This is a genomic window from Bacillus methanolicus, from assembly GCF_028888695.1.
GTDB classification, from domain to species: Bacteria; Bacillota; Bacilli; order Bacillales; family Cytobacillaceae; genus Bacillus_Z; species Bacillus_Z methanolicus_B.
On record NZ_PNFF01000001.1, the window covers coordinates 1905541 to 1922331 of the forward strand.

The window sequence follows — 16791 nt, forward strand, 5'->3', positions numbered from 1 at the left end:
TTTCTCCCCCGTATTTTTGTAGTCAGTTTTCTTTCTGAAAGAATTCTCCGTTGGATTTTCTTAAATCACTCTATATCTCATATCTTCATATTTAACAAAACATCCTCGTATGTTCTTTTCGTTTCTTCCGCAATTCTCGTCCAGCTGAATAGACTTTCAACAACTTTTCGTCCGTTTTCACCGATTTCTTTCGCTCTATTCCGGTCTTCAAGTACAAATTCAAGTTGTTGTATTAAACTTAACGAATTGCCCGGATCCATAAATAGACCTGTTTTATACGGCTGAATAATGCCTCTTAATCCGCCGGTTTCTGAAACAATGGTTGGTTTGCCAAAACTCATGGCCTCAAGGGCTACAATGCCAAATGGTTCATAAAGACTTGGAAAAACAGCTGCTTCACATTGCGTTAAAAGTGCATCCCTCTGTTCATCCCGGATAAACCCAATAAAATAAACAAAATTTTCCACATTGTTATCTTTTACCTTTTGCCGGTATTCTTCAAGCATAGGACCTTTTCCGGCAATCACAAAATATAGTTCATCACTTCTTGCTTTCATCTTTATTGCGGTTTCAATAAGTGTATCAAATCCTTTTTCTCTTACCATTCTTCCAATAGAAAATATCATTTTTCTTTCATGAAAAACCGGCAGGCCATCCAATAATCCATGAAAATTTAATTGGTCTTCTTGTTTGAATACACCATTAGGAATAATCGCAATCTTTTCTTCACAAGTATTAAATACATTCTTCAATTCATCCTTCATATGTTCACTGCAAACAATGATTTGATCGGACGCTTGAAGGAGAAGTTCTTCTTTCTTATGAATAAAGTGCTGCATGTCTGTATAGATACCATTATTTCTTCCGTGTTCGGTAGCATGCATTGTTGTAATTAACGTAATATTCAAAAAAGTTTTTAAAGAAATTGCAGCAGAACCAACGAGCCAGTCATGGGCATGAATAACTTTAAAATCATGAACAGCTGCAAGCTCCTTTGCTTTGTTTGCCATCGCTAAATTAAGCCCTGCCACCCATGCTAGAAAGTCATGATCCTTTTCGTTCAATGGGGCAACCCTGTGGATGAAAACCCCTTTTCGCTTTTCAAAAGAAGGAAGATCCGAAGTTTGTGCGGTGATCACATGGATTTCATAACCTAATTTTGCAAGGCTTTCCGAAAGCCCGTGTACATGTCTGGCAAGTCCTCCAACAATGTTCGGAGGAAACTCCCATGTCAGCATTAATATTTTCATGCCTTGACTTTTCGATTCCATTGATAAATTGCTTTTAGCTTCTTTGATCCATCCTTTTAACGAAAGGTTTTCTAAGATCGAAAGTGATTTTTCCATTTCATCCAGTTCATCAGCCTGCCTTTTGCCAGTCAACATTTCTTTTAATTTATAAATTGATAATATATGCTCTTTTGCCGCATCTTGTGTTTTCTCGCTGCTTGCTGCTGAACCTGATAACAAAAGCCAACGTTTAAGCATCTGTTTCAATATTCTTTTTTCAAAAGAATTCTCAATCAACCTTCCCATCTTTTTAATTTCTGTTTCGATCAAAAAGCTTTCTTCCAAAATTGTTGATTCTTCCGAAATGAGCGGTGAACAGCTTTCAGTTATTGAAAAAGACGAACAAATATGAACATTTTCCGCTGTTTTCCCGAATTCTGTTAAAAATTTTGAAACTTCCATCGAAACGGATGAGTTGATCGCCATATTTTTTGCGAAATCAAAAAAGTTTTCTATTTCATCAGATAATAGGTTTTCGGCTACCACAAACACTTGACTTGACTTATTATTAAGAAATTCATTGTCACATAGTCCGACTGAAATTCCTCCTTGCTTTACCTCTTTCTGTATCGGAAAAAATATTAGACCGTGCGGAGAGCGTATCGGTTTTTTTCCATTTCCGGAGGGTGTCGGGTCGGCAAATTTAATCGTATCTTCATTGATAAAACTGTATTGAATTCCCTCATTCATAAGAAATAGGTCAAGCCCAGGCTCAAATGCTCCTTTAGGAAACCAAAATCCTTGCGGACGAACCGAGAAACAACTTTCCAATATGGATAATCCTTCGTGAATATGGGCTTGAATGCCGGCAGAAGTTGCGATAAACGGCAAGATTGCCCCTGTTACAGGCACTGCAAGAAGATCAATTTTTTCTAGATTGATCATATTACTCACACTTTTGATAACACTTTGATCCCATTTTTTCCAAATATCAATTAAACCTGGAAACTGATCTGTTTCTTTTTCTAAAAATTCCGTCATTTTATCTTGAAATATTGCTTGTCCGGCAACTTCATAATAAATAGGAGGGATCGCCAAATATATTTTTACGTTTTGCGGTCCATTTTCAAGTTTAGACAATATTTCTATTAATTTTGCTGTAAAAACAAATAACTCATTTCGTACATTCGAGTTGATTTTTATGCTTATTGTCGGTATATCCATATATACAATGGGCAAAAAGAAAGGTTTCATCATTTTAGTCCACCATGCCTTCTTTCGTTTCATAAAAGCTGTAAGTGCTTACATGTTCAACCCACTTAGGAGCATTTCTCCGGCTGCTTTGAAACCATTCAAGTTCTTTTGCCAATTCCCCCGCCTGTTCAACATCTGATCTAGGTACATGAATTGCATTTGACCGCAGAAGCGGTAAAAAATGATGATCCGATAATTTAATGCCTAATTCGGCGCAATAACATCTGTTTGGCTTTAATCCTTTAATAAACCAGCTTTTTTTATTATCCGGCAAGAAAATTTCAAATACATCGTGTGCATTGCTCCCATTAAACAGAATGCAAGTCACGTCATATAATCTAAGCACAAGCTGAAAATCAGCGAACGGCCTCTGATAATAATGAGAAATCAGTTTTTTCTGTTCTTCTGACAAGCGCCAAAAACTGTAAAGTTTATTTGGGGAAATGAGCCAAATACAGAGGTGATCCTCTTGATGGACATGTTTATATTTGTTTGCAATAGACAATGGTTTCTCTTCCTTTTTATTTATTCGAGAGCCAGTGTCATGGCGTAAAGGTTCAGATTTCTTTTTCATATATTTCTTCCATTGATATTGAACTTTTCCGACAGTCGTATTCAGCCGGGCAGCGATTTTTCGAAATGACAGGCCTTTTCTGCGAAGCTTAACAATTTCTTCAATCATCTATACAGGCACCTCATTTCTATAAACTATATTTTATATGAAAATAAACCGTTAAGATTCTTTATATTTATGTTAGCATTGACCGAATGGCTAAACAATGAACGCATTTTGTCGGAATTTGTTTATATCTGTTCTGACAAGTGTAATGGAAGAAAATAATTTGATTTCAACAATAATAGAGCAATCTTTTCATATTTCGACAGTATCATTTTATGAAAATCTGATTTTTTACGACCATTTCCTTTAATCAAAAATCCTCGAAATTTGTCACATGTATGGTAAAATAATATTGCAGTTGCTACGTCTATTATTTCGAGGTGTAATTCATGGAGTGGATTTTTGCAGGACTCCTGACATTTTCAGTTCTTCTCTTATTCATATCATTCTTTATCAGTGATCCATATGAAAAGGTCCGTGAAGAGATCGATGAGCTTTCCATGCATCAAATGAAAGAGCTTTATCAAATCAAAAAGAAATTAAAAATTTTAGAAGAGGAATTGCTGATCAGCGACGAAGATATCAAAAAGACATTTACAAGACCTAAATTTCCTAAAAAAAAGAAAGAGATACATGCCATCATTCGCAATCAAGTTCTTCTATTGGCACAACAAGGTCTTTCTGTAGAACAAATCGCAAAGCAATCTTCGTTAACCATTGATGATGTAAACAGAATCTTGCACGATTTTTTTAAAAACCGGGGAGAAAACGATGAATAAAAGAACGGTCAGAGCGTTTGCCTTAGGAATACTTTTTTCTGTAAGTCTGATTGGAACGTATTATTATTTTTTTCAAAATGAAAATGGGTCGATAAGTAAAGCAAAGCAAACACTTGAAGATAAAGGATTTATTGTGCTGTCACAATCTGAATTTACAAAATTACAGAAACATTCACATCGAAAAAGCGAAGCGGAACAATATCAGGAAACCGCCGAAAATGCTGAGAAAAGTATACATACAAATAATGATCATGTACAAGCTTCATCAGTTGCTGAGGAAAATAAAATAATTTCTTACGAGTTAAAAATAACGGACGGGATGAATACCGAACAAATCGCTACCATTCTGGCAAATGTTCGGATTATCGAAGATGCCGAAGATTTTGAGGAATATTTAAGTAAAAACGGCTACAGCACGAGAATACAACTTGGAACTTTTCTTTTAACAAATGAAATGGATTACAGCCAAATTGCCAAGATTCTGACAAAAAGTTAACAGGGTCAGACCCATCCAATATTGTCATTGATGGATGGTGTCAGACCCTTATAAGACAGCCTTTTCATTTAATTATTTAAGTCAAAGCGTCTGCCTTTTACAAGGTAAAAAATACTTTCAGCAATATTGGTGATATGGTCTGCCGACCTTTCCAAATACCGGGATATAAAAGATAACTGGGTTATTTGCGGGAGAAATTCAGGCTTTTGCTGGTTTAACTGTAATAAATCTCGAATTGTTTGACCATATAAATCATCTACTTCATCATCCATTTCAGCCACCTTTTTTGCTTTCACAACGTCCTCCTCATTAAAAGCTTCCAGCGACATCCTTAACATTTCAGTAGTAATTTCATGCATTCTCTTGATATGTTCAATTGGCTTCACTAACGGCTCGTTTCCGATTCGAATGGCTGATTTTGCGATGTTGACCGCGTAATCAGCTATTCTTTCAATATCAGTTGCAATTTTGATTGCTACAATAATGCGCCTTAAATCGATGGCAACAGGCTGTTGTTTTGCAATGAGCAGTATGGCCAAGTCATTGATTTCTTCATCCAAAATATCGGCTTCTGTATCATCTTCCATTACTTTGATTGCTAATTCAATGTTCTTTTCTTCCAAAGCCTTAACTGCTCGCGCCAACGCTTTATTTGCAAATTCTCCTAATTCAATAAGTTTGTTTTGCATTTCTTTTAAATCATATTCAAATCGTTCCCTAACTACCATGTTAAAAACTCCCTTCGTCCTCTTGATATTGAAGAAAAATCGTGCGAAACGTGAAATTTCGCACGATTGATCCGATAATTAGCCAAAACGACCTGTAATATAATCTTCCGTACGCTTATCAGAAGGGTTAGAGAAAATTTTATTTGTATCAGAATATTCAACTACTTCACCATTTAAGAAGAATGCAGTCTTATCGGAAATTCGGGCAGCCTGCTGCATGTTGTGTGTAACGATAATGATGCTGAAATCTTTTTTCAATTCTTGGACAAGCTCCTCCACCTTTAAAGTTGAGATTGGGTCTAAAGCAGAGGTAGGTTCATCCATTAAAATAACATCCGGCTCAATCGCGAGACAGCGTGCAATGCAAAGGCGCTGCTGCTGGCCGCCAGATAAATCGTATGCATTTGTATGAAGTCGGTCCTTTACCTCATCCCAAATCGCAGCTCCTCTAAGACTCTTTTCAACGATTTGATCAAGAATCTTTTTGTCGCGGATTCCATGAATCTTTGGGCCATAAGCAACATTTTCGTAAATTGACTTAGGAAACGGATTTGGTTTCTGGAATACCATTCCTACTTTCGTACGAAGCTCTTCTACACGATAATCGCTATCAAATATATTTCGGCCGCGGTAAGAAATTTCTCCGGAAGTTCTCACCCCGGGCACGAGTTCAATCATTCGGTTTAATGTCTTAATATACGTCGATTTTCCGCAACCAGACGGACCGATAATAGCTGTTACTTCATTTTCGTATATATCAAGATCAATATTCTTTAATGCGTGATTGTCACCGTACCATAAGTTTAGTTGTTTTGTTTGATAAACAGCCATTTTTTCCTTTTTTGGCATGTTTACTGACTCTTCCTTGCGAATTGTCATTTTTTCTTTTTCAATAGTTATGTTCATTTTGGAAGCCTCCTTCATTATGAAAAGCAAAAATGCCGTCTCTAAAATCTTTTTTGAAACTTATTGCGAATCAATACCGCAACAGAATTCATTAAGATCAATAATGCAAGCAATACGATGATCCCTGCGGCCGCCAATGCATGAAACTCTTCCTGCGGGCGGCTGGTCCAGTTATAAATTTGCATCGGAAGGACTGTAAACATGTCAAAAACCGTTTTTGGCAAAAAGGCCAAGAAAAGCGGCAGCCCGAGAACGACAAGGGGAGCTGTTTCTCCTATTGCACGGGATAAAGCCAAAATCCCTCCGGTTAAAATTCCCGGAATGGCAGCCGGAAGAACAACTTTGACAATTGTCTGCCATTTCGTTGCTCCCATTGCGTACGAAGCTTCCCTTAATTCTTTTGGCACTGACCTGATTGCTTCCTGAGAGGCGACGATAATAATCGGCAAGATAAGCAGGCTCATTGTCAATCCTGCAGCAAGTACGCTTCTTCCTAGCGCAAGTGCACGTACGAACACCGTTAATCCCAATAGTCCAAATACAATCGAAGGAACTCCGGCAAGATTCGATATGTTCACCCGGATTAAATCAGTAAAAAAGTTTTTCTTTGCGTATTCCTCTAAGTATAAAGCAGTTCCCACACCGAGAATGAGAGATACCGGGGCTACAACAGCCATGAGCCAAATCGATCCTATTAATGCAGTGTAGACCCCTGCCTGTTCTGGCTTTCGTGAAGGCAAGCTTTGTAAAAATTGAAGATCCAAATAACCAAATCCTTGAGTGAATATCCGATACAATAAAATGCCAAGGACGAGCAAAGCAAACATTGTGGCTGCAAAAAACAGTGCCCTAAAAATTTGATTCGAAACCAGTCTTGGTTTCATCCGATTTATGACTCTAGAATGATCAATTAATTTCATTAATATTCCTCCCTAAAACGGCGAGAGATAAATTGTGCAAGCAGGTTCATTGCAAGGGTAAATACAAACAATGTTGTACCGACAGCATATATACTGTAATAAATAGTAGTGCCGTAGCCGGCATCGCCCTGACTGACTTGAACAATATATGCTGTCATTGTTTGAATCGAACTTGTTATGTTCCAGTCTAAGTTCGGTGTTGAACCACCCGCTACTGTTACAATCATTGTCTCCCCAATTGCTCTGGAAGTTGCTAAAACAATAGAAGCAATGATCCCGGAAATAGCGGCCGGAAGAACGACTTTCATTGAAACTTCAAACTTTGTTGAACCTAATGCAAGCGCACCTTCACGCATCGAATTCGGAACGGAAGACATCGCATCTTCTGATAATGATGCAATCATAGGCGTGATCATAATTCCGATGACAATTCCCGGGCTCAGCGCATTAAAGACTTCCAAGGAAGGAATAAGATCTCTTAAAATCGGTGTGACAAATGTCAAAGCAAAGAATCCGTAAACGATCGTCGGGATTCCCGCTAACACCTCAAGTATCGGCTTGATAATCCGTCTGACTCGATCAGAAGCATATTCACTCAAATAGATGGCTGAAGACAATCCAACCGGAACAGCAACCAACACTGCGATGATCGTAACTTTTAGAGTTCCGGAAATTAGCGGCATTATTCCATATGATCCTTGAGTTTCAGAAAATGGATACCATGTTTTCGCTGTAAAAAACTCAACAATTGAAACTCGGTTAAAGAATGTAAACGTTTCAAAGATTAATGTAAATACAATACCGAGCGTTGTCAAAATGGAAACTATTGCAGTCAGCAACAAAAGAAAAGGTACAACTTTATCAGCAACCCTATTTGCACTTTTCTTTCTTTTCTTAGCCTCAATCATTTCTTGTACGGAAATGGATTTATTTGTTGATTGGTAGGCCAAAATAAAAACCCCTTTCATCCACACAACAAGATGAGAAGCTAAAATGAGCTTCCCATCTGTCAATTGTTTATCTTACTTTAGACCTTCTAGTGTTTCAAGACCTTTTTTATACTCTTCATCCGGTAATTTTACGTAGCCAACATCTTCAGAGAATTGTGCGGCATTTTCAAGCGTAAATTTCACGAAATCATAAACTTCCGGCTGTTCTTTCACTGCTGAATTTTTTACATAAGTGAAAAGCGGACGAGAAAGCGGTGAATATTCTCCACTCTCAATTGTTTCGTTTGTTGGTTCTACAGGACCGTTTCCGCCATCAATCGGAACAACTTTTAACTTATCTTTATTTTCTACATAGTAGGCATAACCGAAATATCCGATTGCATTCTTGTCGCCTGTAACGCCTTGTACTAATACGTTGTCATCTTCAGATAGTGTAGCACCTTTAACGATAGGCGCACCACCAAGAACTACTTCATCGAAGTAATCGTAAGTACCGGAGTCAGTACCAGGAGAATAGAATTTGATTTCCTCATCAGGCCAGCCTTGGCGAACATCTGACCATTTTGTAGCTTGGCCAGTCCACATTTTCTTTAATTCATCAAGCGTTAAGTGGTCTACCCAGTCATTATCTTTGTTAACAACTACAGAAAGACCGTCATATGCTAATTTAAATTCAGTGTAGTCAATTCCTTTTTCTTCAAGATGCGCTTTTTCTTCATCTTTAATTGGGCGGGAAGCATTGCTTAGTTGTGTTTCACCTGCGATAAAAGCTTCAAAACCGCCGCCTGTACCGGAGGATCCAACAGAAACTTTAACTCCAGGCTGTTCCATTTGATATTCTTCAACAACAGCTTCCATAATTGGATATACTGTAGATGAACCGTCGATTTTAATTTCACCTTGAAGCTGCTTATTTTCTTCACCAGCTTGTTCTTCTTTTGTGCCGCCGTTTCCATTGTTTTGGTTTTGGTCAGCATTTCCACAAGCTGCTGTGAATGCTAGCACTCCGCTTATCATCGCTGAAAGTGCTAAGAACTTAAAGCTTTTCATTCCTTTATTCCCCCTAAGAGATTTCGTTGTTTTGTCCTACATGTACTAGCATAATGTTCAACTATTAATTCGGTTTTAACAAATTGTAAAGGTTTTGTAAATTAGGGTTGAATACTGGAAAATTGTGTCGAAAAATATGATGAAGAATTTTTATGAATATATTACTACTTATTTCTTTAGAAGAAATTTATGATTTATATATCCAAATTTAAAAAACTGCCTCAAGATTTGAGACAGTTTTTATTGTAAATAACTATTCCCCTTATTCATTTTCTTTGCGGATCACTTCTTGTCCTTCTTGGACATCTTCAATGTTTTCTACTTTTTGAACCGTGTTTTCAGCATTTTTATTTTCTTCTTGGCGTTTTTTCTTTAGATCAAAATATGCATCCATGACTCTTTCGCCAATTTTCAAGTTAGCCTTATGGTCATAATTTCCTTGAAAAGCCCATGGCACTAAAACAGCCATGGCAATTTCGGGGTTATTGGATGGTGCATATCCGACTAAGCTCAAATTCATTACTTCAGGCGGTTCTTTTCCAAATTTTTTTCGGTCCGGTCCGTCATAAAACGCTTCTGCGGTACCGGTTTTACCTGCAGGAGAATAATTTTTACCGCCAAAGTACCCCACTGCAGTACCCTTAGGCTCCTGCATGACTTGCCTGAACCCTTCTTGGACACGCTCAATCCATTCTGTTTTCATGTCAATCCGGTTCAAAACTTTTGGTTCAATCTCTTCAATAATTGGACCGAGTTCGTCATTTTTCATGACGGGTTCTCTAATTTCTTTTACAATATGCGGCTGAAGGCGGTAGCCGTTGTTGGCAATCGTTGATACGTATTGAGCCAGCTGCATATTCGTATAAGTATCATACTGACCGATGACTAAGTCAAGAAGGAAACCTGGTTTTTTGTCCGCTCCTTTAAAACCTACCATTTCATTTGGCAAATCAATTCCTGTTCTTACTCCGAGGCCAAATTGGCTGAAGGATTGGCGAATCGTATCAAAAGCTTCTTCTTTCAGAGGCAGCGGCTGATCATATTCATACCGCCCATCCCCGATTTCCACGGCAATTCTAAACATATAAACGTTTGAAGATCTTCTTAATGCATAAAGATCATTAATAAGCCCCATCGTTTGCCATGATTTTTTTACTGGTGTTCCCTTGATTTTCATTGGTGTATCTAAAAGATATTCACCCGGCTGAATCGCACCTGTTTTGTATCCTGTTAATACAGTTGCCCCTTTCACGGCAGAGCCAACATTGTAAGAAGTTGTAATATTTCCAAGGGCATCATCCTGCAATTCTCTTTTTCCGGTTTTTTCATCTTTTACAATGCGTTTTCCGGCCATTGTCAGGATTTCACCGGTATTCGGGTCCATCAATACTACATAAGCCCTGTCAAGCAGTGAAGTTCCCGGATAGCTTTTTGCCTTCCATAATTCTTCTTCAATAATTTTTTCAACAGCAAGCTGAAGGTCCATATCGATCGTTAAAACGAGATCTTTTCCCCTTTGCCCCTCGGAAATTACTTCTGTTTTTAATACATTGCCGGCTTTATCCGTTATTTTCTTCACTTTTGCTTTTTGTCCGTGAAGAACATCTTCATACTGCATTTCAATATAGCTCTTCCCTACACGGTCATTGCGGTTATAGTCTTTTGATAAATAGTAATCCAATTGCTCCTTTGGAAGCCCTTCGTCCGATGTAGACACATCACCGAGAACGGATCTCAATGTTTTACCAAAAGCATAATAACGGTCCCAGTCTGTCGTTGTATCCACACCCGGCAGCTTTTCAAGGTTTTCACTGACGACCGCAAATTCTTCAGGTGACACATCTTTATTTTTCACAATCTGCGGAGTCAATGCATAACCGCTATTAAATTCACTGTAGATGGCAAGAACTTCTAAATCATCTTTTGATAATTGGTTTAGTTCTTCGTCTGTGATCCGTTCTAGTTGAAGTTTATATATGTCTTTATCGTCAAGCTTTTTTTCTTCAAACAGTTTCCATTCTTTATCCGTAATTTTTGCTTTCGCTTTTTCAGGATTCTTCAAAATCCAAAAATCCTTTTTATCCAGCTCTTGTACTTTGGAATAATCCTTGTGAATATACTTGGCAAGCTTCTCTGCCACTTTCAGCATCTCTTTTTGGCTTGTTCCTTGACTCTTTGTATAAGTGATTGCATTGAGAGGAATGTTGTCAACGACCACTTTCCCATTGCGGTCGAATATTTTGCCGCGCGGCACCGGATTGTTTACTGTAATATCTTCGGTTCGTTCAATTTCGCGTTTAAAATCATCGCCATATACGATTTGAACAACTCCAAGCCTTAAAATTAGCATTGAAAATAAAAGAAATACAGCAAAAAACAACATATTTAACCGAAACGGAACATGTGTCTTCTTTTTTTTCTTTTTATTCAATTTATCCCACACTTCCTTATGTTAATGCTTGCTCTCGACATTTATTGTATATAAATTAAGAGTAATTTTCTATTACGGAAATTTTTCACAATCCGGTTGCTGAAAAAATAGAAAGAAAAAACGGGAGAATGGATACTCCCGCTCAAATAGAAATTCAATTAAAACTCCGCACAGCATGGGTCTTTCTACCCGTTAATGCGGGAGAAATTGATGTTTCGGACAAACAAATAAATACATGAATGCCCCGCACCCAGCAGCATTAACAGTACCGGAATGCTCTTCTCTTCGTTAAAAAAAGTAATTGCCAGCAAAAATAGTAGAATAGAAACAATTCTCCCCGCGTTTAGAAAAATTTCCCTTACAACAATATATTCAATTCTCATTTCAGCTGCTTTCCATCCTTTACCGATCACATCATAGGTAAGAGACATGTACGGAACAAGCAAAATCGGATAAGCGATAGCAATCGTGGCTGCATAAAACAAAAGCTTCGGATACGTAACATTAAAAGCAATTAAGAATATGGATGCATAAAGAAGGATTCCGCCCAATAAGATTGCTTTTTTCCGATGTTCTTTTTTTATAACTCTTGAAGCAGTGTAATATCCAAGAAACGCAATTCCTGAATTAATAAGGCCGAATGTTCCAAGTGCAAGTTCGCTCCCCGTCGAAATAAAAACAAACATAGATATAACAAATACGAACGTTCCCTCTCTTAAACCTTGAAAAAAATGTGCATTCGTGATTAGGCGCCAATTCTTATTGTATTTTCTCTCGGAAAGTATGCGTTGAAACCAATAACGCCCCTTCGAAGGTCTTCGTTCTAAAAAAAAACTCAATACTACTGCCGCAGAAAACAATGTTAACGAAAGTCCAAACACTACTGAATAACCTGTAAAATTTTTTAGACGGGAAATAACGTAACCCGCAAGCATAGGTCCGATCATACCGCCAGCAGAAGTTAGAATTCCGAGAAAACCATTAAAAAAATCCCTCGTTTCCGGTTCTGTAATTTCAAATGTCAAGACGTTAAATGCAAGCCAGTAAAATCCATACCCGATCCCTAAGAGCCCTCCGAGCAATAAAATAAAATCCGAGGCATTGGGCCCAATAACTAAAACAAAAATATAAAATAGAGCTAAAAAAATAACTCCTATTCTAAGAACAATTACGCGGTCCACTTTTTTTGCCCAACCGCCTGCAATGATAAAGGTAATCGGTTGTAATACAACGATGGCAAGGTTATACAGTCCTATATCGGAAAATTGTCCCGATTGTTTCCATAGATAAATATTAACAAACGTGTTGGAAAGCGATATGCTTAAAGAGTATAATCCACCGATTAATAATAGCAATGTCAAATCCCTATTGAGTTCAACATCTCCAATCAACAATTTTAACTTACTCATAAAAAAACTCCCCTTTTTACTCTAAAGGGTAGTTTCTAACAAAACGAAAATACATATGCACTTTTCGTAAAACTAAATATTTATATTCTTTACCATTTTTGAGGGAACTGCTCCACAACGTACTTTAAGGGGCAGTTCCATTTTATAAAAGTTCTTAAAATTTTTTCAGCCTTGCAAAAGAGATTAGGTTTAACAGATTTATCCTATTTTCTTTACCTATCGTTCTTACTCGTCCAAAAAAAGTTCCAAGAAACTGTTCCCAAAGGAATCCAATTGTGTTTTTGGAAGCAGGATCATCACGAATCAAACGAATGGTCGCATGCAAAGCCTCATCCAAATGCGAAAGCGCCTGTTTTAGATGGATAATCACCTCGTTGTCTTGCTTATTCTCCACTCTACCCCTCCTCTATTAACGAACATCTCTTCTTTTCTAATGATAAACGCGATTTTGATTTTCCGCCTTATGCACTTCACCATCAATAAATATATCTTTATCCAGGCTTTTTCTAATCCGTTCAAATTTAACCTCTGCTGCAATATCTTCAATTCCTTCTTTAGCCGTAACGATTAAGTATTTCATTTGCCTCGAAAGATCCCAGATGATAGGGCGCAGAGTGTTTCTAACTACAGGAACTAAGGCTGTGGTTGCGATGGCAAGTGCCGAGCCTACAACAATGCGCTGTAAATTTCGTTCAAGCATAAATAGACCTCCTTAGTAAAGTTATTTATTTTTTGATCATTTTTTTCTGTTTTTATACCCTTGTTATGCCGTTGCTCGATTAACTTTACCAATTAAAGGATATATCGGTTTGTTTATCCATAAATTTGATAACGGTTTTGCGAGTCGGGCTGAAGCTACTGCAACTAAAAGAATAGGACCCCAGTTCCAAAGAGGCAGAGGAGCTGTTTTAAAAATTGCTGCTAATGGCGGGATATAAATAACGCTTAGCAGTGCCAGCCATGAAATTCCAAGGGCACCTATCAGGAAGCGGTCTTTTGTCACATCTTTTATTGTTTCCTCAGAATCTGCTTGTCTCCATGAGAACGTCTGTATCAGCTGTCCTGCTACCAACGTTGAAAATGCAACTGTTTGGGCTGCAGCCAATGACATTCCGGCTCCCAGACCCCAAATAAAGAGACCGAGCGATCCCAATCCTAAAATGGTTCCGCGGGTTACGACTTGTTTGTATAAAGTGCCATCAACAATTTCCTGTCGTTTTGTTTCTTTTGTTTTATTGCCGGGATTTACAGCAAGGATCATAGCAGGTAAAGCGTCAGTCAGCATGTTCATTAATAAGATTTGAACTGGCACGACCGGAAGCGGCAGACCCGCCATTACAGCCAAAGAAGTGACAAGAATTTCAGAAAGGTTTCCGCTCAACAAGCATCCAATTGCTTTTCTTATATTTCCAATAATGGTTCTTCCTTCTTTCACTCCGTCAACAATTGATCCAAAATGATCTTCTTTCAAAACCATATCGGCGGTTTCTTTTGTTACTTGGGTGCCTGTTTGGCCCATAGCAATTCCGATATCTGCCTTTTTAATTGCCGGAGAATCATTAACTCCATCACCTGTCATCGCAACGATATGCCCTTTTTGCTGAAGAACCGTTACGATTCGAAGTTTGTGCTCCGGAGTTACTCTTGCATAGATGACAATATCTTCAATAATCGTTTTCAACTCTTGATCCGAAATCAGATCAAGCTCTTGGCCTGTTACTACTTTCATTCGATCATCGTAAATTCCGATTTTCTTTGCAATGGCCAAAGCAGTAAGCGGATGATCTCCGGTAATCATAACCGGTTTAATCCCCAATTTAACTGCTTCACGAATGCTTTTTTCCACTTCTGGTTTTGGTGGATCCATCATACCTGCCATACCTACATATATAAGCTTGCTATCTATATCCTGTAAGCAGTCATTATTGACGTGCTTGTCTAATTTCCGGTAAGCAAAACCTAATACTCGCAGAGCCTGCCTGGCAAATGCGTCATTTTGTTCCATAATCTGTGTGCGTACCTTTTCATTTAACGGATAGATCTTTCCGTTTTTCTGATAGTGTGAGCAATTGTTCAACAGTTTCTCAACAGATCCCTTTGACATGACAAAACATTGTTCTTCTTGATTATTTTCATGGCAAACGACACTCATCTTTCCGCTGTTTGAGTCAAAAGGTATTTCTTCAACACGCTTCCAGTGGTTATGGTTTTCTGCTAACAAGCCTCGTTTAGCTGCAAGTGAAAGAAGAGCTCCTTCAGTAGGATCACCTTTTACATTCCACCGTCCCTCTTCATGAAACAGCTGTGAATTATTGCAAAGCAGTCCGATTCTTAATATTTGATCTACATCTTTCGAAGATGTTTCAGACTGATCCATTCCTATAATTGTTCCTTCTGGATTATAACCATCACCAGTTACTTCATATTCCATGTCTACTGTTGAAATTCGTTTAACCGTCATTTCATTTTTAGTTAAGGTGCCGGTTTTATCAGAACAAATAACTGTCGCTCTTCCTAGAATCTCTAAAGCGGACAGCTTTCGTACCAGTGCCTTTTTCTTAGCCATGCGGAATATACCCGCTGTAAGGGCAAAAGTAATGGTTATAGGCAGCCCTTCCGGAATGGCCGAAGCTGTTAAAGCAACAGATGTTGCCACCATTTCCGTTATAGGCATTCCTCTTAATAGACCTGTAATAAAGACAATGGCACCAACGGCAAGAGCACCTTTCATAAATTTTTTGCTGATGGCTGTAACTTGTTTTTGAAGCGGGGTTGTATGATCTTCATCTTCTGTTAATAGAGATAGAAGGTGCCCCATTTCAGTATATTTGCCTATTTGCACAACCACTGCCTTGCATTTTCCTCGGGTTATGTGTGTGCCCATATAAAGCATGTTGGTTCGGTCTGTAACTGGCACGTCCTCGTTTATGTTCATTTCCTTCTTTTCAACGGGGAGCGATTCGCCCGTTAACGCGGATTCGTTCACTTCCAAGTTCCATGATTGAATGATCCGGAGATCAGCCGGCACGCGATCACCAGCTTCAAGTTCAACAATATCTCCCGGAACTAAGTCATGGGCTGCAATTTCGTTCACAGCGCCATCACGGACGACACTGCAGTTAGGAGGGACAAATTGGCTCATTGTTTCCACTGCCTTGTCTGCTTTTCTTTCCTGGATTGTACCAATCCCTGCATTTATCAAAAGAATCGAACCCATGATTAATCCATCAAACAAATGACCTGTAAAAGCACTAAGAAGTGCTGTGGCTGCGAGAACTTGTGTTGTAAATTCCTTGAATTGGCCGACATATGTTTTCAGCCAATGTGGGCGTGTTTTCGAAACAAGCTGATTTTTGCCATATAAATGAAAAGCCTTATTTACCTGCTCGGTGTTAAGGCCGTTATTTTTATCAATATTAAAATATTTTAAAACTTCATCTGCATTCTTTGAATGCCATGGAATATTAGCGGCATTCGCATCATTCTCGTGATTCCTGTTAGCAATTTTAAACCTCTGTTCTGTCCATATTTTTGCTCTGGACATAAACGTCAATGATAAAGCATCCCCGATCAGATTAACAAGAGGTGCACTAATGATAAGTGGCATTGCAATCATAGAGCCTGTCAAATTCCACATTTTAGTTATGTTAGTATTCTGTTTTACTATCTTCTTTAAGTCATTGCCAACTTGCATCGTCTTTGCGATGCCAGGTATCTGTTTAAACGTACAGTACGGATAAAAAGAAACTACTTTATTTTTTTCACTAACAGGATCTTTTATCACGACGAGTACATCTTCACGTCGATTGATCTTAAGGTCATTATGGGAGATCAGTTGAACCCCATAATCGTTTAAGTGTTGATTAAGTATATCCAGATCAACGTTCGATTCATTGTTTACAAATGCAACTTTTCTGCCTTTTAAGAGTGTTAATAGCGGAATGCACTCTTTACGAACGGTTCCATCAACAGAAATAAGAGAAGCATCCTTAAAAACAACCGTTTTCGTTTGAGTCAATT

Annotated in this window: 14 protein-coding genes; 2 read left to right on the plus strand and 12 right to left on the minus strand. The window is 38.2% G+C overall.

Annotated elements, in window-relative coordinates:
• Nucleotides 1-77 precede the first annotated feature (77 nt).
• Nucleotides 78-2486, minus strand: a complete 2409-nt coding sequence (locus C0966_RS09610; RefSeq protein WP_274855195.1) for a glycosyltransferase — start codon at nucleotides 2484-2486, stop codon at nucleotides 78-80.
• 1 nt (nucleotide 2487) lies between these two features.
• Complete coding sequence (locus C0966_RS09615) at nucleotides 2488-3165, minus strand: DUF4912 domain-containing protein (RefSeq protein ID WP_274855196.1); 678 nt, start codon at nucleotides 3163-3165, stop codon at nucleotides 2488-2490.
• Between the two features lie 326 nt (nucleotides 3166-3491).
• On the opposite strand from C0966_RS09615, the gene C0966_RS09620 reads away from it, so the two are divergent.
• Together C0966_RS09620 and C0966_RS09625 are read left to right on the plus strand one after the other, a co-directional pair.
• On the plus strand, nucleotides 3492-3881 hold the full coding sequence (locus C0966_RS09620) for a hypothetical protein (protein ID WP_274855197.1): 390 nt from the start codon (nucleotides 3492-3494) through the stop codon (nucleotides 3879-3881).
• Entirely contained in the window at nucleotides 3874-4377 is a 504-nt protein-coding gene (locus C0966_RS09625) for an aminodeoxychorismate lyase (protein ID WP_274855199.1), read from the plus strand. The genes C0966_RS09620 and C0966_RS09625 overlap by 8 nt, the downstream gene beginning before the upstream one ends.
• Nucleotides 4378-4445: 68 nt before the next feature.
• Here C0966_RS09625 and phoU read toward each other — a convergent pair whose 3' ends face one another.
• The 10 genes from phoU to C0966_RS09675 all read right to left on the minus strand — a co-directional run bounded on the left by phoU (nucleotide 4446) and on the right by C0966_RS09675 (nucleotide 16789).
• A complete protein-coding gene (gene phoU, locus C0966_RS09630) occupies nucleotides 4446-5105 on the minus strand; it encodes a phosphate signaling complex protein PhoU (protein WP_274855201.1) in 660 nt (219 codons plus the stop codon).
• A gap of 78 nt (nucleotides 5106-5183) precedes the next feature.
• Complete coding sequence (gene pstB / locus C0966_RS09635) at nucleotides 5184-5984, minus strand: phosphate ABC transporter ATP-binding protein PstB (protein WP_274855759.1); 801 nt, start codon at nucleotides 5982-5984, stop codon at nucleotides 5184-5186.
• A gap of 68 nt (nucleotides 5985-6052) precedes the next feature.
• Nucleotides 6053-6931 carry a phosphate ABC transporter permease PstA gene (pstA, locus tag C0966_RS09640; protein ID WP_274855202.1) on the minus strand — a complete coding sequence of 293 codons (879 nt, stop codon included), beginning with the start codon at nucleotides 6929-6931 and terminating at the stop codon, nucleotides 6053-6055.
• Complete coding sequence (gene pstC / locus C0966_RS09645) at nucleotides 6931-7881, minus strand: phosphate ABC transporter permease subunit PstC (RefSeq protein WP_425535924.1); 951 nt, start codon at nucleotides 7879-7881, stop codon at nucleotides 6931-6933. The genes pstA and pstC overlap by 1 nt, the downstream gene beginning before the upstream one ends.
• Nucleotides 7882-7953: 72 nt before the next feature.
• Nucleotides 7954-8931 (minus strand): PstS family phosphate ABC transporter substrate-binding protein, encoded by a 978-nt coding sequence (locus tag C0966_RS09650; RefSeq protein ID WP_274855204.1) that lies wholly within the window; start codon nucleotides 8929-8931, stop codon nucleotides 7954-7956.
• A 262-nt stretch (nucleotides 8932-9193) separates the two neighbouring features.
• Nucleotides 9194-11362, minus strand: a complete 2169-nt coding sequence (locus C0966_RS09655; protein ID WP_274855205.1) for a peptidoglycan D,D-transpeptidase FtsI family protein — start codon at nucleotides 11360-11362, stop codon at nucleotides 9194-9196.
• Between the two features lie 185 nt (nucleotides 11363-11547).
• Nucleotides 11548-12771 (minus strand): MFS transporter, encoded by a 1224-nt coding sequence (locus tag C0966_RS09660; protein ID WP_274855206.1) that lies wholly within the window; start codon nucleotides 12769-12771, stop codon nucleotides 11548-11550.
• A 154-nt stretch (nucleotides 12772-12925) separates the two neighbouring features.
• Entirely contained in the window at nucleotides 12926-13165 is a 240-nt protein-coding gene (locus tag C0966_RS09665; RefSeq protein WP_274855207.1) for a hypothetical protein, read from the minus strand.
• Between the two features lie 36 nt (nucleotides 13166-13201).
• A complete protein-coding gene (locus C0966_RS09670) occupies nucleotides 13202-13471 on the minus strand; it encodes a hypothetical protein (RefSeq protein ID WP_274855208.1) in 270 nt (89 codons plus the stop codon).
• A 63-nt stretch (nucleotides 13472-13534) separates the two neighbouring features.
• Entirely contained in the window at nucleotides 13535-16789 is a 3255-nt protein-coding gene (locus C0966_RS09675) for a cation-translocating P-type ATPase (RefSeq protein ID WP_274855210.1), read from the minus strand.
• Nucleotides 16790-16791: the final 2 nt, after the last annotated feature.